General features: G+C 60.9%; 31 protein-coding genes and 1 pseudogene. 22 read left to right on the forward strand and 10 right to left on the reverse strand.

Going from position 1 to position 19,548, the window contains the following annotated elements; genetic code table 11:
- Positions 1–81 precede the first annotated feature (81 nt).
- From CQW31_RS18185 to CQW31_RS18215, 8 genes and pseudogenes are all read right to left on the reverse strand, one after another.
- A complete protein-coding gene (locus CQW31_RS18185) occupies positions 82–1,278 on the reverse strand; it encodes a site-specific integrase (RefSeq protein WP_099815078.1) in 1,197 nt (398 codons plus the stop codon).
- A 203-nt stretch (positions 1,279–1,481) separates the two neighbouring features.
- A complete protein-coding gene (locus CQW31_RS31340) occupies positions 1,482–1,625 on the reverse strand; it encodes a hypothetical protein (RefSeq protein WP_178075578.1) in 144 nt (47 codons plus the stop codon).
- Positions 1,622–1,957, reverse strand: coding sequence for a hypothetical protein (locus CQW31_RS18190; protein WP_099815079.1), 336 nt, complete (start codon positions 1,955–1,957; stop codon positions 1,622–1,624). The genes CQW31_RS31340 and CQW31_RS18190 overlap by 4 nt, the downstream gene beginning before the upstream one ends.
- 154 nt (positions 1,958–2,111) lie before the next feature.
- Positions 2,112–2,306, reverse strand: a pseudogene (csrA, locus tag CQW31_RS31680) (carbon storage regulator CsrA); the annotation flags it as partial.
- A 44-nt stretch (positions 2,307–2,350) separates the two neighbouring features.
- Complete coding sequence (locus CQW31_RS18200) at positions 2,351–3,184, reverse strand: SPFH domain-containing protein (RefSeq protein WP_099815081.1); 834 nt, start codon at positions 3,182–3,184, stop codon at positions 2,351–2,353.
- Positions 3,181–3,429, reverse strand: coding sequence for a hypothetical protein (locus CQW31_RS18205; protein WP_143524231.1), 249 nt, complete (start codon positions 3,427–3,429; stop codon positions 3,181–3,183). The genes CQW31_RS18200 and CQW31_RS18205 overlap by 4 nt, the downstream gene beginning before the upstream one ends.
- A gap of 83 nt (positions 3,430–3,512) precedes the next feature.
- Positions 3,513–3,902 (reverse strand): LuxR C-terminal-related transcriptional regulator, encoded by a 390-nt coding sequence (locus CQW31_RS18210; RefSeq protein WP_099815083.1) that lies wholly within the window; start codon positions 3,900–3,902, stop codon positions 3,513–3,515.
- A 157-nt stretch (positions 3,903–4,059) separates the two neighbouring features.
- Positions 4,060–4,836 (reverse strand): helix-turn-helix transcriptional regulator, encoded by a 777-nt coding sequence (locus CQW31_RS18215; protein ID WP_099815084.1) that lies wholly within the window; start codon positions 4,834–4,836, stop codon positions 4,060–4,062.
- Positions 4,837–4,922: 86 nt separating this feature from the next.
- Between CQW31_RS18215 and CQW31_RS32185 the strand changes: the two genes are divergently transcribed.
- From CQW31_RS32185 to CQW31_RS18290, 16 genes are all read left to right on the forward strand, one after another.
- Positions 4,923–5,228 carry a Cro/CI family transcriptional regulator gene (locus CQW31_RS32185; protein ID WP_099815085.1) on the forward strand — a complete coding sequence of 102 codons (306 nt, stop codon included), beginning with the start codon at positions 4,923–4,925 and terminating at the stop codon, positions 5,226–5,228.
- Positions 5,225–5,464 carry a hypothetical protein gene (locus CQW31_RS30935; RefSeq protein WP_143524232.1) on the forward strand — a complete coding sequence of 80 codons (240 nt, stop codon included), beginning with the start codon at positions 5,225–5,227 and terminating at the stop codon, positions 5,462–5,464. Before CQW31_RS32185 ends, CQW31_RS30935 begins: the two co-directional genes overlap by 4 nt.
- 232 nt (positions 5,465–5,696) lie before the next feature.
- A complete protein-coding gene (locus CQW31_RS18225; RefSeq protein ID WP_099815086.1) occupies positions 5,697–6,014 on the forward strand; it encodes a hypothetical protein in 318 nt (105 codons plus the stop codon).
- Positions 6,011–6,301 carry a hypothetical protein gene (locus CQW31_RS18230; protein WP_099815087.1) on the forward strand — a complete coding sequence of 97 codons (291 nt, stop codon included), beginning with the start codon at positions 6,011–6,013 and terminating at the stop codon, positions 6,299–6,301. The genes CQW31_RS18225 and CQW31_RS18230 overlap by 4 nt, the downstream gene beginning before the upstream one ends.
- Positions 6,298–7,044, forward strand: a complete 747-nt coding sequence (locus CQW31_RS18235) for a phage antirepressor (protein ID WP_099815088.1) — start codon at positions 6,298–6,300, stop codon at positions 7,042–7,044. The genes CQW31_RS18230 and CQW31_RS18235 overlap by 4 nt, the downstream gene beginning before the upstream one ends.
- Positions 7,041–7,643: a hypothetical protein gene (locus CQW31_RS18240; RefSeq protein WP_099815089.1), complete on the forward strand. Its 603-nt coding sequence runs from the start codon at positions 7,041–7,043 to the stop codon at positions 7,641–7,643. The genes CQW31_RS18235 and CQW31_RS18240 overlap by 4 nt, the downstream gene beginning before the upstream one ends.
- Positions 7,640–7,870 carry a hypothetical protein gene (locus CQW31_RS18245; RefSeq protein ID WP_099815090.1) on the forward strand — a complete coding sequence of 77 codons (231 nt, stop codon included), beginning with the start codon at positions 7,640–7,642 and terminating at the stop codon, positions 7,868–7,870. Before CQW31_RS18240 ends, CQW31_RS18245 begins: the two co-directional genes overlap by 4 nt.
- A 4-nt stretch (positions 7,871–7,874) precedes the next feature.
- On the forward strand, positions 7,875–8,609 hold the full coding sequence (locus tag CQW31_RS18250) for a helix-turn-helix domain-containing protein (RefSeq protein ID WP_099815091.1): 735 nt from the start codon (positions 7,875–7,877) through the stop codon (positions 8,607–8,609).
- A complete protein-coding gene (locus CQW31_RS18255; RefSeq protein ID WP_099815092.1) occupies positions 8,590–9,390 on the forward strand; it encodes an ATP-binding protein in 801 nt (266 codons plus the stop codon). Before CQW31_RS18250 ends, CQW31_RS18255 begins: the two co-directional genes overlap by 20 nt.
- Positions 9,387–10,751, forward strand: coding sequence for a DnaB-like helicase C-terminal domain-containing protein (locus CQW31_RS18260; protein ID WP_099815093.1), 1,365 nt, complete (start codon positions 9,387–9,389; stop codon positions 10,749–10,751). Before CQW31_RS18255 ends, CQW31_RS18260 begins: the two co-directional genes overlap by 4 nt.
- The gene (locus CQW31_RS18265; protein ID WP_099815094.1) at positions 10,748–11,092 is read left to right on the forward strand and encodes a Lar family restriction alleviation protein; all 345 of its coding nucleotides are present in this window, start codon (positions 10,748–10,750) and stop codon (positions 11,090–11,092) included. The genes CQW31_RS18260 and CQW31_RS18265 overlap by 4 nt, the downstream gene beginning before the upstream one ends.
- Complete coding sequence (locus CQW31_RS18270) at positions 11,089–12,423, forward strand: site-specific integrase (protein WP_099815095.1); 1,335 nt, start codon at positions 11,089–11,091, stop codon at positions 12,421–12,423. The genes CQW31_RS18265 and CQW31_RS18270 overlap by 4 nt, the downstream gene beginning before the upstream one ends.
- On the forward strand, positions 12,416–12,703 hold the full coding sequence (locus tag CQW31_RS18275; RefSeq protein ID WP_099815096.1) for a hypothetical protein: 288 nt from the start codon (positions 12,416–12,418) through the stop codon (positions 12,701–12,703). The genes CQW31_RS18270 and CQW31_RS18275 overlap by 8 nt, the downstream gene beginning before the upstream one ends.
- Complete coding sequence (locus tag CQW31_RS18280) at positions 12,700–13,089, forward strand: antiterminator Q family protein (protein ID WP_099815097.1); 390 nt, start codon at positions 12,700–12,702, stop codon at positions 13,087–13,089. Before CQW31_RS18275 ends, CQW31_RS18280 begins: the two co-directional genes overlap by 4 nt.
- 176 nt (positions 13,090–13,265) lie before the next feature.
- Positions 13,266–13,589 (forward strand): hypothetical protein, encoded by a 324-nt coding sequence (locus tag CQW31_RS18285; protein WP_099815098.1) that lies wholly within the window; start codon positions 13,266–13,268, stop codon positions 13,587–13,589.
- Positions 13,590–13,709: 120 nt separating this feature from the next.
- A complete protein-coding gene (locus tag CQW31_RS18290) occupies positions 13,710–14,027 on the forward strand; it encodes an FxLYD domain-containing protein (protein WP_099815099.1) in 318 nt (105 codons plus the stop codon).
- A 43-nt stretch (positions 14,028–14,070) separates the two neighbouring features.
- Here CQW31_RS18290 and CQW31_RS18295 read toward each other — a convergent pair whose 3' ends face one another.
- Together CQW31_RS18295 and CQW31_RS18300 are read right to left on the reverse strand one after the other, a co-directional pair.
- Positions 14,071–14,472, reverse strand: a complete 402-nt coding sequence (locus CQW31_RS18295; protein WP_099815100.1) for a type II toxin-antitoxin system HicB family antitoxin — start codon at positions 14,470–14,472, stop codon at positions 14,071–14,073.
- A gap of 37 nt (positions 14,473–14,509) precedes the next feature.
- Positions 14,510–14,692 carry a type II toxin-antitoxin system HicA family toxin gene (locus tag CQW31_RS18300; protein ID WP_016715573.1) on the reverse strand — a complete coding sequence of 61 codons (183 nt, stop codon included), beginning with the start codon at positions 14,690–14,692 and terminating at the stop codon, positions 14,510–14,512.
- Between the two features lie 170 nt (positions 14,693–14,862).
- Here CQW31_RS18300 and CQW31_RS18305 point away from each other — a divergent pair, with 170 nt between their 5' ends.
- The 6 genes from CQW31_RS18305 to CQW31_RS18335 all read left to right on the forward strand — a co-directional run bounded on the left by CQW31_RS18305 (position 14,863) and on the right by CQW31_RS18335 (position 19,547).
- Positions 14,863–15,186: a phage holin, lambda family gene (locus CQW31_RS18305; RefSeq protein ID WP_099815101.1), complete on the forward strand. Its 324-nt coding sequence runs from the start codon at positions 14,863–14,865 to the stop codon at positions 15,184–15,186.
- 60 nt (positions 15,187–15,246) lie between these two features.
- Positions 15,247–15,495 (forward strand): hypothetical protein, encoded by a 249-nt coding sequence (locus CQW31_RS18315; RefSeq protein WP_256587415.1) that lies wholly within the window; start codon positions 15,247–15,249, stop codon positions 15,493–15,495.
- A complete protein-coding gene (locus CQW31_RS18320; protein ID WP_099815104.1) occupies positions 15,495–15,833 on the forward strand; it encodes an HNH endonuclease in 339 nt (112 codons plus the stop codon). The genes CQW31_RS18315 and CQW31_RS18320 overlap by 1 nt, the downstream gene beginning before the upstream one ends.
- A gap of 149 nt (positions 15,834–15,982) precedes the next feature.
- Complete coding sequence (locus tag CQW31_RS18325) at positions 15,983–16,456, forward strand: terminase small subunit (protein ID WP_099815105.1); 474 nt, start codon at positions 15,983–15,985, stop codon at positions 16,454–16,456.
- Positions 16,453–18,150, forward strand: coding sequence for a terminase large subunit (locus CQW31_RS18330; protein ID WP_099815106.1), 1,698 nt, complete (start codon positions 16,453–16,455; stop codon positions 18,148–18,150). Before CQW31_RS18325 ends, CQW31_RS18330 begins: the two co-directional genes overlap by 4 nt.
- Complete coding sequence (locus tag CQW31_RS18335) at positions 18,150–19,547, forward strand: phage portal protein (protein ID WP_256587416.1); 1,398 nt, start codon at positions 18,150–18,152, stop codon at positions 19,545–19,547. Before CQW31_RS18330 ends, CQW31_RS18335 begins: the two co-directional genes overlap by 1 nt.
- Position 19,548 lies beyond the last annotated feature (1 nt).

Consider the following 19,548-nt stretch of genomic DNA (forward strand, 5'->3'; position numbering starts at 1 on the left):
TGCGCCCGTGAGTCCGGATAACCAAGGCTTTGCCTTGGTTATCCAATAATCAGCGACTGAAAAGCGGGCTTTTCGGCATCCCTAAGCCGCCCATTTCCGACTGATGAGCAACTTGTTCGGAGTTTCCCTAGATGTTCCGAGCCAGACAGATTCTGCTTTGCTTCCAGCATTGCTATCTGCGTGCGGCATCCAGCGCCCATATACCCGCGCAATCATCGTCCAGTCGCTGTGTCCCATTTGCTTCGCAACCCACATCGGATGCTCGCCGGCCGAAAGCATCATCGACGCGTAGGTATGCCGGGTCTGGTATGGCCGCCTGTACCGAATACCGGCCTTCTTCATTGCAGGATGCCACATGGTTTTGCGGATCGGCTGGTCTCCGGCCCAGCGCTCAAGCGTCCGCGGGTTCTGGAACACCTCTGCATCAGCCAGGAACGTATGCACCTTCTGCGCTGTTAGCGCATCAAGAGCGGGGCGCAGCAGCTTCACCGATCGCCGGCCGGCAGCAGTCTTCGTCACCTCAGCCTCTCCACCTGCAGCCTGGGTCATTGCCCGGCTGATCATCACTTCCCCTCGGACCCAGTCCACATCTCCCCAATCCAGCGCGACCAGCTCACTTGTCCGGAGTCCTGTCCACAGCGCGAACTGGACCATATTCCTAGCCTGTCCGCTCAAGGCGGCCAGAATCGCCTGCTGTTCTTCAGGCGTGAACGGATCCACGTCATCCTCTTTCGGCGGTGCTTCCTTCCGGGCGTATGTCCAGCCTGCCAGCGGATTCGTATCCAGCAGCTCCTCGTCGACCGCATCGTTCAGGGCCGACCGCAGGCAACTCTGGATGTTGCTCAGCGTCTTGTTGCCGACCTGCACCTTGTCCAGCCACTCCTTTATCATCTTCCGCTTGAGATCTAGTACAAGATGGTGGCCCAGGGCAGGAACGAGTCGCAGCTCGACAATCTTTCGATAGCCTTCGAAGGTGCTGCTGGAAATATGCTTCTTCTTGGCATCCAGCCACCTGGTCAGGTAGCCGCCAACCGTCTCTTGGCTGGTTTCCGGTGCGAACTTGGCGGCCCGGGGAGAGCCAGGGAACGTGACGGCATAGTCGAACGTCCCCTGGGCTATGGCATGCTCAATCGCCGCCTTGTGCTGCTGGGCCTTTTTCAGATTAGTGGCGGTGGGCTTGAGCGAGACGCGCTCGCGGCACCTAACACCCCGGAACATGAACGTGATCTCGATGCTCGAGTCTGAGACTGCCCTGACCCCGCTCCCGCCTCTACCCATGATTCATATCCTTCCATGTCAATAAGCGTCCGGCCATCCGGCGCTTTTAGCCAAATTTCACCCAGCCGCCAGATCCCGTCGCGGATCTTTGAGCGGATCGCGTCCTCGGTGTAGCCAGACTCGCTGGCGAACTTTCTGACGGTCATGTAGCGCATTGTCTTACCCCGCCTGACGCGTCAGGTTTTGGTTTTCACGCTGATCTATCACGACAACCCCCGAAAGTGGTCGGCCAGCACGCGCCGCCCGTCCAGGCCGCAAGCGGCAGACAGGTCCAGCACTTGCCCGAAGGTGGTGTCGCGCTGCTGCAGGGCATCCCACAGCATCAGGAGCAGGCAGGCCTGGCTCATGGCTGCTGCTCCCGAGGCTTTTCCGTTTGCTCTGCCTGGTCGCGATCACGGAGCTTGTCGATGCGGGCAAGCAGTGTGTCGCGGTATTCGACGTTGACCAGGTCGTCGTTGATGTAGGCGATCGCTTCCCGCAACAGCGTATCGGCCTCTTGCAGCTGATCCTCCCGCTCGGCCAGCTTGGCCTGCAGATCGCCCTCGCTGATACTTACGATCATGGCCAGGCCGCGCCCAGCCGACGCCAGCTGTCCAGGCTTGGCGAAGGTTAGGATGCTCGACAGAGGCGCTACCTCGCTGGCGCCCAGCACGAGGGTGATGCGATCAGGCGACAGCATGCTGACCACCTTGCGCGGCTTTGAAACCGGCGAGAAACACCTTGTAATGGGCGCGGGTGCAGGCATCTTCGAAGCTGTCGCCGCACTTGATCAGGTGCTCCTCGGCCAGGCCGGACGGGTTCAGCTTGATGAACAAATCCACGGGGTCGGTGATGGCGTCGGGCATGGTCGCCGGCAACTTGCCTCCCTCGGCCTGGATCTTGTCGAAGATTTCCTGGCGGTGGACCGGTACGCCGGCCGGGGCCTCGACGCCGATTCGCGCCTGCATTCCTTGAATGCCTAGCAGGGTGACGGTGATGTCCGCGTTGATGCGGAGGGACTCGCTTACGCGACGGGTCAGGATCAACATGTGCACACTCCTTGTTGGGGCGGCTTCTGCCGCCCCTGGTCTGGTTACTTGACGCCGATGAATGGGAGAGGGGCCTGGCCGCCGGTGTAGGTCGGCAATTTGCCGTCCCACTTCTCTACGGCGTTCAGAGTCACAACGTCGGGGTTGGAGCGAAGGGCCTGGGCGCGAACCTCGATGGCCTTGGCGTCAGCTTGTGCGATCAGCAGCTTTGCGTCGGCTTCGCCCTGGGCACGGGCTCGCTCCTTGTCTGCTTCAGCCTTGGCCTGGGCAACCTCGTTGCGGCGCTGCTCGGCCATCTGGGTGGCCTGGATTTTGGCGTTGAGGCTGGCCGTCACTTGTGGGGGCAGGGACAGGTCGGAGGCGTAGTAAATGCGTTCGAGGTTGATGCCGATCTGTTCAACCTGGGCGCGGACACGCTGCTCTACTGCAACCAGCAAGTCGGCCTTGCCGGCGCCGTACACGCTCTCCACTGGAAGCTTCGAGGCCACATCGTTGAAGGCATCGCGGACCATGTTGCGCAAGAACTTGTTGGTGATTTCGTCGATGCCGGCGCGGTACTTCTGGAACAAGGTGGTCACCTTGTCCGGCGCAACCGAGTAAGTTATCCCGACATCGCCGCCGACCTTCATGCCCTCAACCGTCTGGAACGAGATGGTCTCCTCGCCGGACCAGGTCTCGGTCTGGGTGAAGGTGGGGAAGAGGTACAGCTCCTCGTTGAGGCCGACCCAGTAGCGCCCGGTACCGACTTCCTTCAGTTCAACGCCCTTGTCCGAGCCGTACAGGTTGACGATAACTCCTACGTTGCCGGCGGGAACCTTGGAGCAGCCGCCGAGGGCGGCGAGAAGGCACAGCGATGCAGCAGCGATTACACGCTTCATGGATTTTCCTCCTGGGTAGTTGCCGCAGGGGCGCGGCGCTTGGTGATCAGGTAATGAGCAATGGTGATGGACGCTATCAGCCAGACGGCAATCAGGATGAAACCGAGCGCAACCAGGGCGTCCGACTCGCTGCTGACCATCGCTGGCGCAATGATGCGCAGGACCAACACGCTGGCCGCCAGGTAGAGGGCGGCGCTGGTGAGGTAGATCAACAGCGTCAGGGTGCGCATAGGGTGTAGATTCATCACTTTCTCCAGGGCGAGCGGTGGCCCGCCGCGTTTGTTGGCTTTCGCAAAGGTCAGGGGTGGATCAGGTCAGGCTGGCAGCGTTATGCCACCGCCAAGGCGCACTCGGCACGCCGGGTTGCCATACGGGTTTCAATCTTGCGTTCTCCACCGTTTCCGCCTCGGCGTACCCGAAGAAGGTGTTCATCGTCCATTGCTGACTGCCCGACAAGGGCTACGCACATGATCATGGAGAGCTTTCGCGCGATCCCCCGATAGAAAAGCTCGGTCGGAACCGCAGAACGGCTGCTAATGCCGAGCTTGTAGAAGATTCGCTCGATTGATTTCTTGATTGTCGCGGGGGAGCAGTCAAGTTCCCTGGCGATTTCTTTATTGCCAAGTCCGCAGCAGATGCCAAGCGCCGCCTTCAGTTCTTGGGTGGCGAGAATGCCGACATTGCCTTCCATGCCCCTGAAGCTGATTACGTTCTGCATTTGGCACCTCCGTGTGTAAGCTGATGAATCAAAATATAAGCAGATTGATATTCGAGCGCAAGCGTTTCACTTATATTTTTTATCAGTACGTTGATTTTTCGGATCGGCGGGCACAAAAAAGCCCGGGATCACCGGGCTTCAGAGTGTGATTTGTAGGCTAGTAAAACGAAGCGCCCCAGAAGACGCGACCGATGATCTCGATGGACTTCTCGGCCATCTCCTCGGCAGTGTAGGTTTCGTCAGGGTGCTCGCTTTGGTTGAAGCTTCGGAAGCGCACCCCACCTCCAGGCACGCGATACAAGACCTTCACCCGCAGCTGACCATCATGTTTGATGGCGTACATTTTCCCGTCGACAATTTGCGTTTGCCCGACGTTCACGCCAACCGTACTCCCATCGGGCAGAACCGGCTCCATGGAGTTTCCCGACACGACCACGCAGACGGCCTGGTCGAACTGGACGTTGTGTGCGCGCAGCGATCGTTTCCCGAATCTGAGCTTTGCAGTGGAGCTTCTTTCAATCACTGTGCGACCGCTTCCTGCAGACAATTCGACTTCTCGAAGAAATGGGATCTCTACCTCGTCATCGTCGAGAGGAGTGTCATCATCCCACAAGCTGATCGGGTCAAGACCTGCGGCAACGCCCGCGGAATTCACCTCATTGAATCCCTCCTCGTAGCCCTCTTTGAACTGGCGCTCCATATCAGCGTCGTGGGGCTGCGCATCTGAAATCAGCATCCCTCCCATGCCAGTCACCAGCCAGGTGGCTGAAACGCCACACGCTTCTGCGATCTGGAAGAGGTAGGTGGAGCGCTGGGTCTTACCGGATTCAAGCTGGCTGATCGCGGTCTGGGCTATCCCCACCTTCTCGGCGAGCTGGCTCTGGGTGAGGTTCGCGTGGCTTCTTGCAGCCTTGATTCGTAGTGAGAGATTCATCCGCTGATCCTATAAAGATACTTATCTGCTTGCAAAGAAGTTTGCTTCTGTGCAGCATATAAATTGACTTATCAGAGACCCCTTCGATGGCTCGTTCAATCAGCAAGCTGATAAACCATTTCGGTACACAGGCATTGACTGCGAAGGCGCTGGGCGTGTCCCAGGCCACCGTTTCGTATTGGCTGTCTGGGGCCGTGAAGATCAGCGCTGAAAAGGCATTTCTTGCCGAACTCGCCACCGGAGGCGCTGTGAGCGCCGCTTCCCTGTGCCCTCTGATTGCTCAAGTCGAAGCTCGCCACAAGGTAGGTGAATCATCTGCCAAAAACTCCGCCGGTGCACCTGGGCCAGTTGGCTCTGTATGCCCATCCAGCATCACACGTGGTGCTGCATGAATTTGCAGGTGGGTTTAGCACTGTCCAGCAATGCGCTGAATTTCAGCTCATTGCCTAATGCCATCTGGGCACCCGATGGGGTGTTTCCGCATGCGGAATTTCCGCGCATGCGCGGAATCGCGTGGAGGTTTGCAGTTTTGCGACAAAAAAATACAAAAGGTCGTCAGTTCGGCCTGTTTCACACTTTGAACTGTCCGGTTAATCGTTATTGGGCGCACCCCGCGGACACTATTTAGGAAATGGTTACATTTTCAGGAGTCGTGATATGCGCGTGCGTTCGTTAATTCAAATGCCCCGCCCGGGGTAGATCAGAACGCCCCAGGAGCCTGGGGTTGCACTTCTGGGCTTTGTGCGATGGTGATGAAAACACCGGGCACAAAAAAGCCCAGCCTTAGCTGAGCCTTTGAGTCGCTACCAGTTCGCACCTGGTGGCATGGGTACCACTTTGTCTACAGAAGGGACAAAACGATGAAAATGGAAAATACCACTGGACCATCACCGGCGCAACTGCCAAGCCTCCGTGAATTGGAGTTCGGCAACGCCGCATCAGATGGAAGCCCCCTGTTCAAGATCGGTGAGGGCGTAAAGGTCACCGATGGACTCTATTTGGCGGCTGACCTTGCTGATGGCATCAAGCAGCTCTGTGACCGCCTCTACGACGACATCAATGACGGGGAGCTCACATACTGCGCCGAGGTGAGGGCCTTGAGCTTCCTGGCGGAAACTATCGGCGCAATTGTACGCGCCGGGGAGTACAGCATGCGCCTTGATAAGGTGCAGCCATGACTTCTTCGCCGACGGTTGCAGACGTGGCTGCCGAGGCAGAGTTCCAGCTGCAGGCTGCCCGCGATCATCTCGTCTGGCTCGCCGGTCTGGCGAGCGCCATCCGCTTGAGCCATTTGCATGACGGCGGTCGCAACGTAGAGGCGCTCGCGGGCCTGGCCAAGTTCCTTGATGACACTGGGTTCAGCGGTGTTGATAGCGCAATTGAGGACTTCAGGAAAATCGCCAACGATCACGCCGCGCCACAAAAAGCTGCTTCCCGAGATCGTGGCGCGGGAGGTGCAGCATGAATCTGCCCCCTACCGTCTTCACCACCATGGACACCACTGAGCTGCTGGCGCTGGTCAACGAGGCCCGAGCCGAGTTTGGCGAAGGATCGGTCCGTCACAACGATTTCGTCGCTCGATGCAAGGATGAGCTCGACGGGGAATTTTACGAAACTTTCGTAATAAAGCTGGATGGTCCGGGGCGCCCGAGCGAAGGGCTTCGACTCACGGCCGATCAGTGCAAGCTGGTCGCCATGCGTGAGTCGAAGGGTGTTCGACGGCGTGTACTCGCTCGCCTGAATGAACTGGAAGGGCAGCAAGCCCGCCCATTGACGCCAGCTGAGCAAGCGCTTGCCCACGCCCAGGTGATGGTGGATCTGGAGCGTCGCCAGTCCCAGCAGCAGGTTGCCATCGAGCGGGTCGAGCGCCAGGTCGCCGACCTGAGCCAGACCATGGTCTGGGACCACTGCCCGCAGAACTGCCTGTCGCTGACCGGCATCAAGGCCGCGATGCTGGCGCGTCATGGGCTATCGGGCGCCGTCGTGGACTACGTGCTCAAGGAGTGGCCGCATCAGCCCAACTCCGCTGGCATGGTCCGCAATGGCCACGAGGACGCCAAGGGTTCGCAGTACCTGGTCTGGACGAAGAGCCTCGTCACCGCGGCGTTCAAGCGCTTCGTCGACGAGTGCGAGATGGTCAACGCAAGCCAGGCCAGCCACCCCTACTTCAACGGCCGGTTCCGCCTGACTGGGAAGATGCGCCCATGACCAATGTAATTGATCTGCCGATGGCGCCAGGCGTCGTGGTTATCGACGAGGACTATTTCGATAAGTTCGGAGACGCGGCCTTGCTCCTGATGTGCTTCGAGCGCGCGGCCGATGCCGTCGAGGTCGTGGAGGAAGGCGGTGAGATCCACCTTCGGGACGATATCCATACCAACCTGATGGAGGCGTGCATGGCTCTGGCTGTGCTGTTTCGTCGTCGTACCGGGCACACCGCGCAGGAGGTATCCGCTGATCATCTGGAGGAGCAGCGGCGGTGCCTTCTATCCGGCGAGCAGCCGCGCCTACTCATTCCCGTGCACGCGTCCCCAGTAAAGCCACTACCGACCACTGCGTTCAGCGGCCTGTCCGACCTGGCGCTGGCGCAAGTCGCCTTCAACTACGCGACCAGGGTCAGCGACAACATCAAGGGCAACTCCCCTCAGTTGGTCCAGCTCGATCTTGCACAAGCCCATTCGCTGGATGCCATGAATGCGCTCCGTACGCTCATCAGCCGGCTTTCCAGCCTTGCTGGATCGGAGCTGCAGGACAAGCTGGTAAGTGAGGTCATGATCAACGCCCCGAGTTCGGAGACGCTGCAATGACGACCACGCCAAGCCCAAACCGGGCACCGACACAGCGCGCAGGCGCGACGATCATCAACGGGCCATGGCCAAGCTATTCCGGCTTTCGGGGCCTTCCAGAGCGTGAGCGCTGGGTGCTTTATGGGAGCGCGAAGGCCTACCGGGCCGCACTGGAAGATCAGGGGCTGGTGATGAGCGAGAGCTACGACGAATTCATCAAGCGGGTAACCGCTGAGCTGGAGATCTGAACCCATGAGCATGGAATTGATGGTCAGGGCCATGAAGACCAAGGTCGGCAACCCGCTGCGCAAGCTGGTGCTGATCAAGCTGGCTGACAACGCCAGCGACCAAGGCGAGTGCTGGCCGTCGTATCAGCACATTGCCGATCAATGCGAGATCGCGCGCTCGACCGTGAAAACGCACATTCGTGAGCTGGAGAAAGTCGGCCTGGTACGCCGGGAGTTTCGACGCAATGGAGAGCTGAACCAGTCAAACCTGTTTCACCTGAATCTTTGGGGTGGGGCGGCAGCTGCCCTAGGGGGTGGGGCGGCAGAAAACCTAGGTGGGGCGGCAGAAAACCCAGGGGGTGGGGCGGCAGCTGCCCCCAGAACCAGTCACCTTTCTGAACCAGTCAAGGAACCTAAACCTTCGTGCACTTCGGTGGCGGAAGGATTCGAGCAGTTCTGGAAGCTGTTCCCGAAGAAGAAGAGTCGCAAGGACGCCCTCAAGGCCTGGAACAAGCTCAATCCGGACGCTGAACTGCAGGCTGTGATGATCGCCGCGCTGGGCCGCCATTGCGTTTCGCGTGACTGGACCAAGGACGCTGGCCAGTACATCCCGATGGCCTCCACCTGGATTAACGGCGAGCGCTGGCACGACGTTCTTCAGCCAGCCGGCGGTCCCGTACAGGGCGGCGCTTTCAACAACCTCCCGCACCACACCGATGACATGTACCAGGAGAGCCACGATGGCCGTTCGAATTTCTAGTCTGTTCCACCGTCGCCCCTTCATGCGCATCTTCTCCGGCGAGTGCGCCGTGCATGGCCAGGTCGACATGAGCGAAGTCGAGCAGCTGGACGGCTCGATGCTGGCGCGCGGCTGCAAGCGCTGCGCATGGGAGGCCATGCACATGGCTCCGCGCGAATCGGAGGCCAGCATTCTGGCCAATGCCCAGCACAAGGCCGAAAAGACCATGGCCGCGCTGATCGGTGCCGGTATCACGCCGCGATTCGCCGAGGCTACCTTCGACAGCTACCGCGCCGACAGCGACCCGCAGCGCAAGGCGCTGGCCAAATGCCAGGCCTATGCCGACCAATTCCCCGCCAACTTTCGAGTCGGCCGGTGCCTGCTGCTGACCGGCAATGTCGGTTGCGGCAAAACGCACCTGGGCAGCGCGATCGTCCGCACGGTTGTTGCTGACCGTGGCGAGGCGCTGATCATCCCAGCCGGGGACATCGTAAGCATTGCCCGTGCATCGATGACGCCGGGCTCCGGCTATACCGACCACGACGTGGTGTTGCACCTTGCTGGCCTCGACCTGCTGGTGATCGACGAGATCGGTTGCCAGAAGGGCAGCGAGTATGAGCTGGGGCTGCTGCACAACATCATCGACCGCCGGTACCAGGCCGTGCGACCTACCGTGCTGATCTCGAACCTCGGCCCAGACGGCCTGAAGACCTACATCGGCGACCGCGCGCTTGATCGTCTGCGGCAGAACGGCGGTGAGATGGTCGGCTTCACCTGGCCCTCGATGAGGGCTGTGGCATGAGGGAGCTCTTCAGCATCGAGGCGGAGCACGCGCTGCTGGGCGCGTTGCTGCTGGATGCCAGCCTCTTCGACGAGATCACCAGCAAGTTGACCACCGAAGACTTCAGCGATCTGGAAAACGCCGCCCTGTACCAGGCGATCCGCAACACGCATGACGCCGGCCACGCCGTCGACGCCGTAACCGTAGGCACGCGCTACCCGACGCTGCCGAGCGGCGAAGGCACGATCTTCTACGCCGGCACGATCGCCAAGAATACGCCTAGCACGGCGAACTGGAAGTCGTACCTCAATACCGTGCTTGAGCGCTCGACGCTCCGGCGGGTGGTGGAGGTGGCCGAGGTCATCCGTGGCAGCGCCCACGAGGACAAGCCCGTTGAGGAAATCATTGCGTTGGCCCAGCAGGCCACCGCCGACCTCCGCAACCTCGACAGCGGCGAACCGGAGTATTACCGCATCAGCGAGGTGCTACCGGCGGTAATTGACGGGATCGACGCTCGGTTCAACGGTGCTGTCTCCCGTGGGCTTACGACTGGCTTGGAGGATCTGGATGCAATCCTCTGTGGCCTGCGGCCTGGGCACATGATCGTGGTCGCCGGGTTACCAGGGTCCGGTAAAACCATTCTCGGCCTGCAGATCGCCCAGCATGTCACCACCCGCCACGGCCATTCTGGGCTGGTGTTTTCGATGGAGATGACCAAGGAAGAACTGACCGCCCGGGGCATTGCCTCCTTGGGCGGTGTCAGCCTTTCGCGCCTTGATGTCGGCACGACCCTGAAGGATGACGACTGGCCGAGGATCACCAGCGCAGTCGGCCTGCTTGGCAAGGCCAGGCTGTTCGTCAACGACCAGGCGGGGATGACCATGACGCGTATCCGGTCGATTGCCAGGCAGTGCCAGAAGCGCGAGGGCTTGGATGTGCTGGTGGTGGATTACCTGACCCTGATCGCTTCCGAAGGTGGCCAGAACCGCGCGCTGGAAGTCGGCAGGATCAGTACGGCACTGAAGAACCTGGCAAAGGAGCTCGGCGTGCCGGTTATCGTGCTGGCGCAGCTGAACCGCGGCCCAGCCAATCGACCCGGTAAGCGCCCGCGTCCGAGCGACCTGCGTGACTCGGGGCAGATTGAGCAAGACGCCGACGCCGTGATCCTGGTGCACCGCGACCCGGACAGCGAAGAGGGCCAGAACGGCGTCACCGAGCTGATCGTGGGCAAATGCCGCCACGGAAAGCCGGGCACCTGCCTGGTGCAGGCCATGGGCGAATACGTGCGTTTTGCGCCGTTCCAAGGCCGCCCACCAAGCGATGAGGAGGTAGAGATGGGGCGTGGCACCTATGCCCAGCGCTACAAGGGGGCTGACCTGTGACCGAGCCAATCAAGATGGCGCCCTGCCCATTCTGTGAAGGTCCGCCCTGCATCACCGCCAAGGACGAAGCCGGTACCGAGATTGCCGAGGGGCACACCTTCGACCCGGCTGACGAGTTCCCGATGGTCTCGGCGCACGTCTGGTGCCACGACTGCGGCGCACAGGGGCCGAATATCGACACGCTGACCCTGGGCACGTTCGAGCACCTGTACGACCTGCAGGTGGTGGATGTAATGCGGATCGCCGTGGAGAGCTGGAACAACCGGCACGCGAAGGCACGCGCCTGCTACGACGCTGGCGATCAGAAAGGCCTGAACCTGTGGCCAAGGAGGGATGCATGATCGGCACCAAGACCCTCACTGTCACCCTCAGTGATGCTGAGATCCGCCGGCACGCCGCCGGCGAAGTCTTCCAGCTGCGCGACACCCGGCACCGAGAGCTGCGGTTTCGTTTCTCGACTGTGGACCGATCCCGCGGCGCCTGGCACGTTGTGGTGCGCGGTCGCTGGGGCAAGGCTGGCGATTACCCCGGTATCAACACCAAGACCATGCTGGCCACGCTGCCGGCGATCCTGGCGCGCCGGGCCACCGATGCCGACGCCAAGTCCACGACCACCAGCTGGGCCACGGTGGGCGATGTGCTGGCGTGGTACCGCGACCGGATGAACCGTGACCGGGGCCTGTCTGCCAAGCGTAAGGCCAGTGCCAAGTCGGCGCTGGACCGCCACCTGGTGCCGCGCCTTGGTGACCTGCTGCTGACTGAGACCAACAAGCAGGCGATCGACCAGCGCCTGATGTGGCCGCTGCAGGAGCGCTATGCCCTGTCGTTCGTGCGCTCGGTCTACGGGGTGCTCTCGGCAGCGTTTCGCCAGGCCCTGCGTCTGGATCTGCTGCCGACCAATCCGATGGCCTCGCTGAAGTTCACGGACTTCGTGCGGACGCGGATAAGGCCCAAGCCGGCGCGCCTTCGCGGTGACGATGTGCCCGACCTGCTGGCGGCGGTGGCCGAGCGCTTCGAGGTGGAGCCGGCGGGGTGCATGCTGGCCCTGATGATGCTGTGCCATGGCTCGCGGCTGGGCGAAACCCGGCTGGCACGTTGGCGCAACGTCAACCTCGACGCGCGGCGCTGGTTCATCCCGGCCGCCGACACGAAGACGAAGGCCGAGCACACGCTGCCGTTGACCGACCAGGCCTGCGCCCTGCTGCGCCGCTACCAGAGCATACAGGCAGCCCAAGGCTACACCGGCCCGCTGCTGTTCCCGGGTAGCCACGGCGCCCCGCTGGGGCCGAGCAAGGCCAACACCCTGTTCATCGACCTGGCCCGGGGCGACTGGTCGAGCCACGACCTGCGCAAGGTGGCCCGCACAGCTTGGACCGACCTCGGTGTGGACTACATGGTGGGCGAGCTGCTGCTGAACCACGCCATGAAGGATCTGGATGCCACCTACATCCACACCACGGCCGAGGGCCTGAAGCGCCGCGCCCTGGAGGCCTGGCATCAGCAGCTCGATCAGCAGGGTTTCAGCGCGATCCACAGCGGGACATATGCGGGACAGGAAACCGGGTCTGTTACCCATGAGGCCAGTGATGGCGCGGGTTGCAGAACCTCTCAGCATCCATCCCAAGGGAGGATGCGCAATCAAGAATTCACGCCAGGAGATGGCCATGAGTAACGTCACAGCGGCCGTGCCGCGCAAAAGCCTGACCCCCGTTGAGCGGCAGTTTCTGAAGCAGGGCAACCGCATGTTGCTGGACCAAACCAACGGCCGGATCGCCTCGGCAGCCCTGATGGACATCGTGGCCGACTGGCACGGCTCCCGGGCCGCCCAGGGCTTCGAGCAGTTCGCCAAGGCCTGGATAATCCAGGGCGGCGCCAAGAACAAACACGCCTACAAGCTGCTGTGCGAGCTGTTCGGCCTAGATACCGACCCAACGCCCCGGAGGGCTGCATGAAGAAACGCACTTACGTGGACAAAGCATTGGGCGATACCGAGTACCTGCTGGAGCAGTGGGGCTGGTGGCGAATGAGTGAGATGGGTGTGCCCCGGTACGTGTCGCCGCTCTACGCCCTCATGCGTGACAACGTGCCCAGTGAAGGGGGGGCTCGGCAGCATGTGATCACTGACGACCTGGCCCTGATCATCGACGGCGCGGTTGCCAGGCTGACGAAGCGCAACCAGCAGATGGGTGATTTCGTATGGGCCTACTACGGGTCAAAGCACCCGGCCATGCGCGTAGGAAGGGACGCGGGTATGTCTGAGCGCAAGGCGCGGGAGATCATCAAAGCAGGCGTTGCCTGGATCGACTGCGCACTTGAGGAAATCCGAGAGGCTGCGTAAAAACCCCTATGCGGGCGGATAAACACCTGTTTTCATAGCAGCGTGTCCAGCTTGCAAGCAACGCGACACAGACGAACCCCGGCCATTGCGTCGGGGTTTTTTGTTTGCGTAGTTCCCCTTACTATTGGACCAATGATGGCGCTTTGCCTTCGTTCGTTGATTCAGTGGAGGAACACGTGAAAAGAAACATCGAATTCGCTGTGCGTTTGCTTGGGTTCATTGAGCGCAATGATCACGAAGGCATCGGGCTCTATCGTGAGGAACTGCGCCAACTGTTCGAAAACGATCCAATCAGCGAAGAGGTGCCAGAAGACCAAACTTGGGTTGTGGTTGACTACCATCTGCGTTTGCTTGAGACCGCTGGGTTTGTAGCGCGGGAAGCCGACATTGACGGCAAGATCGGTGAGGACAATTTCGAATTGACCTGGGCGGGTCATGAGTATTTCGAAAACAATGCTCCCTCAGGCCCTGTAGGTGACCTTAAGGTCAGGTTCCTCTGACCTTTCCAGCCCCTACATTTGATAGCCTCGGTCTTGCGCGTCAACTCTGTGTCGCCACTATATTGACATCGCGCAGTTGATCGGCAAGATTGAAGTCGATGACATTCTAGAGAGCTTCCGATGCGCAAGATTGTAGCTGTAGCCGCGTTTTTCCTGTCCACCACCGCAAGCGCTGACTGGCGAGTGGAAGTGTCTGACCTTCACACAGGGAAGGCGCCCGCTGGCTACCCTGCTGTCATGGGGCTTGCTCGAAACACCACGAATGGCACGCTTCCCCATGTTTTTGTGAAATTCAAGCTGTACGACGAAGCGGGTAATGTGGTGGGGAACACTATGGCCGCCGCGGAAGATATCGGCCCTGGTGAGACATGGAAGTTTGCAGCGCCAACAACAGTGCCGTTCAACGAGGCAAAGCTCGGTGAAGTGGAAGTTAAGTAGCCTGAGAATGTGATAGCCCCGCCAAGCGCGGGGCTTTCTGCTTCTAGCGCCCTAGCTTTTCCATGGCAGCATCAGCAAGGAAAGACGAGCGGCTTTTCACGTTGTGGTCTCGCACATACCGGTCGATCTGCTGGATCACGAACCCCGGCAGAGTGACGTTGACCTTTTCGGTCTTGCCCAGGTACGGAGTGATGTCGATCTCCAGCATGCCCCAGCCCATGTCAGCGAAGTCCGGATTGTTCCGATGTGCTGCCGCGCTGGTCGGCATGGGAATGGCCTGGCCGCTGCCGGCGATCTCTTCCAGCATGATGTGAGCCACTTCGACAGCCGCCGCGTAGGCCTCCTCGAAGGTGTCGCCAGCGGTTACAGCGCCTGGGATATCGGGGATCTGAATGCCGGTAGCAGTGTTCTCGTCTCCCCACTCGATGCAGATTGGGTATTGCATGGTTCTCTCCTACAGAGGTGCAAAGGGTGAAGCCGAGTTATTTCAACCCGGCTCGTTCCTTGATGCTCTTTACCGTACCGATCGGTAGGTCTTTCTTCGGGTGTGGCACTGGTATCGAGTTTGGGTTGTTAGGGTGTTTGAAGATGTGGTGGCTTCCGGTGACACGTTTTAGAACCCATCCAGCTGCTTCAAGCTCCTTGATCAACTGCCTGCTTTGCACCTCCGTCTCCTTGTGTGGTTGATGTGATAATTATACCTCTAGGCGCATAACTCGTACAGAGAAAAGATGCGCCTAGGGTTATCTTTTGTGTGTGCGGTTCGCATGCTTTCCAAGGCTCGCTATAACGGCGGGCCTTTTCATTTGCGCTCCCCGTAACGGGAGGAATCGAGATGGCCCATATGCCAGAGAAAGATCCCGGCCTGTGGGCCGCCCTGATTGCTTGGGTGCTTGCCCACCAACCGCAGCTGTATGCCGCTGGCCTGTCCGTTGCCATCGCCGTCCTTCGGGTGGTGTATGGCGGCGGCACCCGCCGACAGATGTTCTTGGAGGGAGCCCTGTGCGGCCTCATCACCCTGGCCCTGGTGCCGCTGCTCGAATGGATGGGCCTGCCCCAGGGCATGGCCACCTTCGCCGGCGGCATGGTCGGCTTCATGGGTGTGGAGAAGCTTCGCAACTACTCCGACCTGTTCCTGTCTCGCAAGGCGCAGGGCTGATGAGCTGCACCGGATGCGCCGCCCGGCGCGAATGGTTCAACAAATGGACAAAGGTGGCGTATGAGCGAGCCAAATCCCTCTTCGATGGTGACTCTGGCCGAGTGCAAGGTGACGCCAGAGCAGATGGCGATGATCCAGAAGAACGAGCAGGCGTTCCTGTCAATCTTCAAGCAGATCCTGGCCGAGCAGGCCAAGACGAATGAGCTGCTGGCCAGCTTCCTCCAGGCGCTGGCAGAAGACCAGGGCCTGGATCCTGATGCTGCGCCTCAAGCCTACCTGAGCGGCGCGCCCATTCGCGGTGGCAGCTGATGGCCAGGCTCACATCCCTCAAGCCACCGATGCAGGCGAAGCCATCAAGGCTGGCGACGGTCAACCCGGAGTCATGGCGAACGGCGAAGGAGACAGCTGCCCAGCGTGGCTATGGGTACAAATGGCAAGTGGCGCGGGCCGAATGGCTTCAGGCCAACCCGCTGTGCGTGTACTGCCAGCATGAAGAGCGGGTGACCGCAGGCACTGTCGTCGACCACATCGTCCCGCACAGGGGCGACATGAAGCTGTTCTGGAGCCGAGGCAACTGGCAGACCCTGTGCCGGCATTGTCACGACGTGGTGAAGGCCGCCGAGGAGGCCGCCGGCCAGATCGGTTGATGCACGTCAGTGGCGTGCTTCATTGGGTTGAGGCACGTCTTTACCCCGATCCCAAGGGGAGGGGTGTGTCGAGAGTTCATGGCTTTTCGCTTCCAGACCACCCGTCCCCGCACGCGTGAATTTTTTTCCCGTTTCAGAGGTTATTGTTAATGGCGTTAACATCGAAAAAGCGCCGTTTTGTCGAGTCAAAGGCTGCTGGTGCCTCGAATCGCGAAGCGGCGGAAGCCGCAGGCTATGCGGCGGGCAGCGCTTCGGCAGCAGGTTCTCGACTCGCCAAAGACCCTGACGTTGTTGCCGCCCTGGAAAAGTTAAAGGCGCCCCGAAATGTTAAGCCGGAGCCAGAGCGAGAGGCTTTCGAGCCCGACCCAGCGGGTGACGAGTCGGGCGACCTGGTCGACCTGCCCAACACCGACGATCCGCTCGTTTGGCTGCTGGCGCTGATGAACGATCCCCAGGCCAAGATCTTTGATCGGCGCAATGCTGCCCAGTCGGCGCTCCCGTACTTTCACGGCAAGAAGTCCGGCATGGGCAAAAAAGAACAGAAGCTCGAAGAAGCGGCGAAGGTGGGAGCCAGCGGCAACCGCTTCGGGCTGCGTGAGCGCCACTTGAAGGCCGTCAAATGAAGAAGTGGACTACCGCGTGCCCCGATTGGGAGAGCAGGATCGTTCGTGGCCAGGCACTCGTGCCGGTGGAGCCCATCTTCCCCGAGCAGGCAGAAGATGCTCTCGATGTGTTCTGCAACCTTCGAATGGTTGATGCCGACGGCAGCCCCCTGATGGGGGATACCTGCCGCAGCTGGGTGCTCGACGTTGTGGCCGCGCTCTTCGGCGCGTATGACGCCGACGCCGGCCGCAGGCTGATCACCAACTACTTCCTGATGGTCAGCAAGAAGAACGGCAAGTCGACGATCGCCGCGGGCATCATGCTCACGGCCCTGATCCTGAACACCCGACCCTCTGGCGAGTTCCTGATCCTGGCGCCGACGAAGGAAGCGGCTGACAACGCCTTCAAACCGATCCGAGACATGATCGATGCGGACGAAGACCTGCAGGCCAGGTTCCATGTGCAGGAATACAACCGGATCGTCACCGACAACCTGAACAAGGCAAACCTGAAGGTGGTGGCGGCCGACTCGGCCACTGTCACTGGCAAGAAAGCGACTGGTGTGTTCATCGACGAGCTCTGGGAGTTCGGTAAGCAGGCCAAGTCGGCGAAGATGCTGGTCGAGGCCACCGGCGGCCTAGCGTCACGCCCAGAGGGGTTCGTTTTCTACTGCACCACCCAGTCTGATGAGCCGCCCGCCGGCGCCTTCAAGGCCAAGCTGGACTACGCGCGCAAAGTGCGTGACGGGGAGATAGAGGACCGGCGCTTCCTGCCGGTGATCTACGAGTTCCCGAAAGAGATGATCGAGCGGAACGAGCATCGTGACCTGGCAAACGCCCATGTGACCAACCCCAACTGGGGGCTTTCTGTCGATCAGGAGGTGATCGAGCAGAAGTATCAGGAGGCGCAGGCAGAGGGCGAGGGGGCAATTCGCGGTTTCTTGGCGAAACACCTCAACGTCGAAATCGGGCTTGACCTGCGGTCTGACCGCTGGGCGGGTGCTGATCATTGGGAAGCTGGAGCCGAGGCTGGCCTGACTCTGGAGAGCCTGCTGCAGCGCTCTGAAGTGGTCACGGTGGGGATCGACGGAGGCGGCCTTGACGACTTGCTCGGCCTGACTGTGCTCGGTCGCGAGCCCTTCACTCGCCAATGGCTCCACTGGGCGCACGCCTGGGCGCACAACATCGTGTTCGAGCGGCGGAAGGATATCGCCAGTGCGCTGAGGGACTTCGAGAAGGCGGGCGATCTGACCGTCGTTGATCGACCAGGTGATGATGTCCAGCAGGTAGCCGACATCATCTGCGACATCAGGGACCGCAGCCTGCTGCCGGAGAAGCTGGCAATTGGTGTGGACTCGGCCGGTATCGGCGACATCGTCGACGAGCTCACCACCCAAGAGCGCGGGATCACCATGGAACAGATCGTGGCCATCTCGCAGGGCTGGAAGCTCAACGGCGCGATCAAGACGACCGAGCGCAAAGTGGCCGGGGGCGAGCTGGTCCACTGCGGCAGCGCGCTGATGAACTGGTGCGTCGGTAATGCCCGTGTCGTCCCGCAAGGCAATGCCATCACGATCACCAAGCAGGTCAGCGGCTCGGCGAAGATCGACCCGCTGATGTCGACCTTCGATGCTGTTTCGCTGATGGCGCTGAACCCGGAAGGCTCTGGTGATCTCCAGGGCTTCTTTGATAACCCGATCATGGTAGGAATCTGATGGCCGACAAGAAACCGGGCCGGGTGAAGGCTGCGCTGCAAAACTGGCTCGGGGTGCCCATCGGCCTGAAGGACGGCGCATTTTGGCAAGAGTGGTTCGGCAGTTCTGCATCTGGAAAGCACGTATCGGTCGACAAGGCCATGCAGTTGTCCACGGTATGGGCTTGCGTAAGGCTGCTGTCCGAGTCCGTCTCCACGCTGCCGCTCAAGCTGTACCGGCGCCTTCCCGACGGATCACGCGAGGTTGCCAAAGACCATCCGCTGTTCCGCGTGCTTTGTCGCATCCCGAACGCCGAGATGACCCCGCAGCGCTTCATGCTGCTGGTGGTGGCGAGCATCTGCCTTCGAGGCAATGCGTTCGTCGAGAAGAAGATGATCGGCAGCCGGATCATCGCGCTGGTGCCGCTTCTGCCCCAGTCCATGAGGGTGAAGCGGCAGGACAACGGGCGCTTAAAGTACACCTACAACGAGAATGGCGTGGACCGCGACATTCCCGAGAAGAGCCTGATGCACATCCGCGGCTTTGGCCTGGACGGGGTTTGCGGGATGCTTCCGGTCACCACCGGGCGCGAGATTTTCGGCTCGGCGATGGCGATCGAGGAGGCCGCGGCGAAGGTGTTCGCGCAGGGCATGCAGGCGTCCGGCATCCTTAGCAGCGATGCCAAGATCACGCCGCAGCAGCGCGAGCAGCTTCGTGCCAGCATGCAGGCGTTCATGGGTTCGAAGAACGCCGGCAAGATCATGGTGGCGGAGGCAGGATTCAAGTACCAGGGCATCACGATGAACCCTGAGGCCGCGCAGATGCTGGAATCCAGGTCTTTCGGGATCGAGGAAATGTGCCGTTGGTTCCGCGTGCCGCCCTTCATGGTCGGCCACATGGACAAGCAGTCCAGCTGGGCTGCGTCGGTTGAGGCGCAAAACCTGCACTTCCTCACCAACAGCCTGCGGCCGCTACTGGTTAACATCGAGCAGGAGATCACTCGCTGCCTGATTGGCGAGGCCGATGCCGAAGACTACTTCGCTGAGTTTGCGGTGGAAGGTCTGCTGCGAGCGGACAGCGCCGGCCGCGGGGCCTGGTACAACACGGCGCTGCAAAACGGTTGGATGTCCCGCAACGAGGTGCGCCGTTTGGAGAACCTGCCACCGATCCCGGGCGGCGATACGTACACGGTCCAATCCGCACTGGTGCCATTGGACCAGCTCGGGAAGCCGAGCGCAGGTGTCTCGCCGGCTGCCTCGGCATTCATGCTTCGGCTGGTCTCGGCACGCAACAACGACGACCAAGAGGCCATCAACAAGGCCGTCGAACTGGCTTCCCAGGCCCTGGAGTCCGGAAACCCGGACGGCCCCATGATGGCCCACGCGCTGATATCGATGCCGCTGCTCAAAGCGGCCTGAC

The sequence above is a fragment of the Pseudomonas sp. 382 genome (assembly GCF_002759075.1).
Taxonomy (GTDB): domain Bacteria; phylum Pseudomonadota; class Gammaproteobacteria; order Pseudomonadales; family Pseudomonadaceae; genus Aquipseudomonas; species Aquipseudomonas vlassakiae.

Bases quoted from the DNA above. Each gene is read 5' to 3' on its own strand.
- CQW31_RS18325 (WP_099815105.1), top strand. From the start codon at position 15,983: ATGGCGTTAACATCGAAAAAGCGCCGTTTTGTCGAGTCAAAGGCTGCT.
- CQW31_RS18235 (WP_099815088.1), top strand. From the start codon at position 6,298: ATGAATCTGCCCCCTACCGTCTTCACCACCATGGACACCACTGAGCTG.
- CQW31_RS18240 (WP_099815089.1), top strand. From the start codon at position 7,041: ATGACCAATGTAATTGATCTGCCGATGGCGCCAGGCGTCGTGGTTATC.
- CQW31_RS18210 (WP_099815083.1), bottom strand. From the start codon at position 3,902: ATGCAGAACGTAATCAGCTTCAGGGGCATGGAAGGCAATGTCGGCATT.
- CQW31_RS18295 (WP_099815100.1), bottom strand. From the start codon at position 14,472: ATGCAATACCCAATCTGCATCGAGTGGGGAGACGAGAACACTGCTACC.
- CQW31_RS18320 (WP_099815104.1), top strand. From the start codon at position 15,495: ATGGCCAGGCTCACATCCCTCAAGCCACCGATGCAGGCGAAGCCATCA.
- CQW31_RS18260 (WP_099815093.1), top strand. From the start codon at position 9,387: ATGAGGGAGCTCTTCAGCATCGAGGCGGAGCACGCGCTGCTGGGCGCG.
- CQW31_RS18335 (WP_256587416.1), top strand. From the start codon at position 18,150: ATGGCCGACAAGAAACCGGGCCGGGTGAAGGCTGCGCTGCAAAACTGG.
- CQW31_RS18305 (WP_099815101.1), top strand. From the start codon at position 14,863: ATGGCCCATATGCCAGAGAAAGATCCCGGCCTGTGGGCCGCCCTGATT.
- CQW31_RS18255 (WP_099815092.1), top strand. From the start codon at position 8,590: ATGGCCGTTCGAATTTCTAGTCTGTTCCACCGTCGCCCCTTCATGCGC.
- CQW31_RS18270 (WP_099815095.1), top strand. From the start codon at position 11,089: ATGATCGGCACCAAGACCCTCACTGTCACCCTCAGTGATGCTGAGATC.
- CQW31_RS18200 (WP_099815081.1), bottom strand. From the start codon at position 3,184: ATGAAGCGTGTAATCGCTGCTGCATCGCTGTGCCTTCTCGCCGCCCTC.
- CQW31_RS18245 (WP_099815090.1), top strand. From the start codon at position 7,640: ATGACGACCACGCCAAGCCCAAACCGGGCACCGACACAGCGCGCAGGC.
- CQW31_RS18280 (WP_099815097.1), top strand. From the start codon at position 12,700: ATGAAGAAACGCACTTACGTGGACAAAGCATTGGGCGATACCGAGTAC.
- CQW31_RS18330 (WP_099815106.1), top strand. From the start codon at position 16,453: ATGAAGAAGTGGACTACCGCGTGCCCCGATTGGGAGAGCAGGATCGTT.
- CQW31_RS18190 (WP_099815079.1), bottom strand. From the start codon at position 1,957: ATGCTGTCGCCTGATCGCATCACCCTCGTGCTGGGCGCCAGCGAGGTA.
- CQW31_RS18250 (WP_099815091.1), top strand. From the start codon at position 7,875: ATGAGCATGGAATTGATGGTCAGGGCCATGAAGACCAAGGTCGGCAAC.
- CQW31_RS18205 (WP_143524231.1), bottom strand. From the start codon at position 3,429: ATGAATCTACACCCTATGCGCACCCTGACGCTGTTGATCTACCTCACC.
- CQW31_RS18215 (WP_099815084.1), bottom strand. From the start codon at position 4,836: ATGAATCTCTCACTACGAATCAAGGCTGCAAGAAGCCACGCGAACCTC.
- CQW31_RS18315 (WP_256587415.1), top strand. From the start codon at position 15,247: ATGAGCGAGCCAAATCCCTCTTCGATGGTGACTCTGGCCGAGTGCAAG.
- CQW31_RS31340 (WP_178075578.1), bottom strand. From the start codon at position 1,625: ATGAGCCAGGCCTGCCTGCTCCTGATGCTGTGGGATGCCCTGCAGCAG.
- CQW31_RS18230 (WP_099815087.1), top strand. From the start codon at position 6,011: ATGACTTCTTCGCCGACGGTTGCAGACGTGGCTGCCGAGGCAGAGTTC.
- CQW31_RS32185 (WP_099815085.1), top strand. From the start codon at position 4,923: ATGGCTCGTTCAATCAGCAAGCTGATAAACCATTTCGGTACACAGGCA.
- CQW31_RS18185 (WP_099815078.1), bottom strand. From the start codon at position 1,278: ATGGGTAGAGGCGGGAGCGGGGTCAGGGCAGTCTCAGACTCGAGCATC.
- CQW31_RS30935 (WP_143524232.1), top strand. From the start codon at position 5,225: ATGAATTTGCAGGTGGGTTTAGCACTGTCCAGCAATGCGCTGAATTTC.
- CQW31_RS18275 (WP_099815096.1), top strand. From the start codon at position 12,416: ATGAGTAACGTCACAGCGGCCGTGCCGCGCAAAAGCCTGACCCCCGTT.
- CQW31_RS18290 (WP_099815099.1), top strand. From the start codon at position 13,710: ATGCGCAAGATTGTAGCTGTAGCCGCGTTTTTCCTGTCCACCACCGCA.
- CQW31_RS18225 (WP_099815086.1), top strand. From the start codon at position 5,697: ATGAAAATGGAAAATACCACTGGACCATCACCGGCGCAACTGCCAAGC.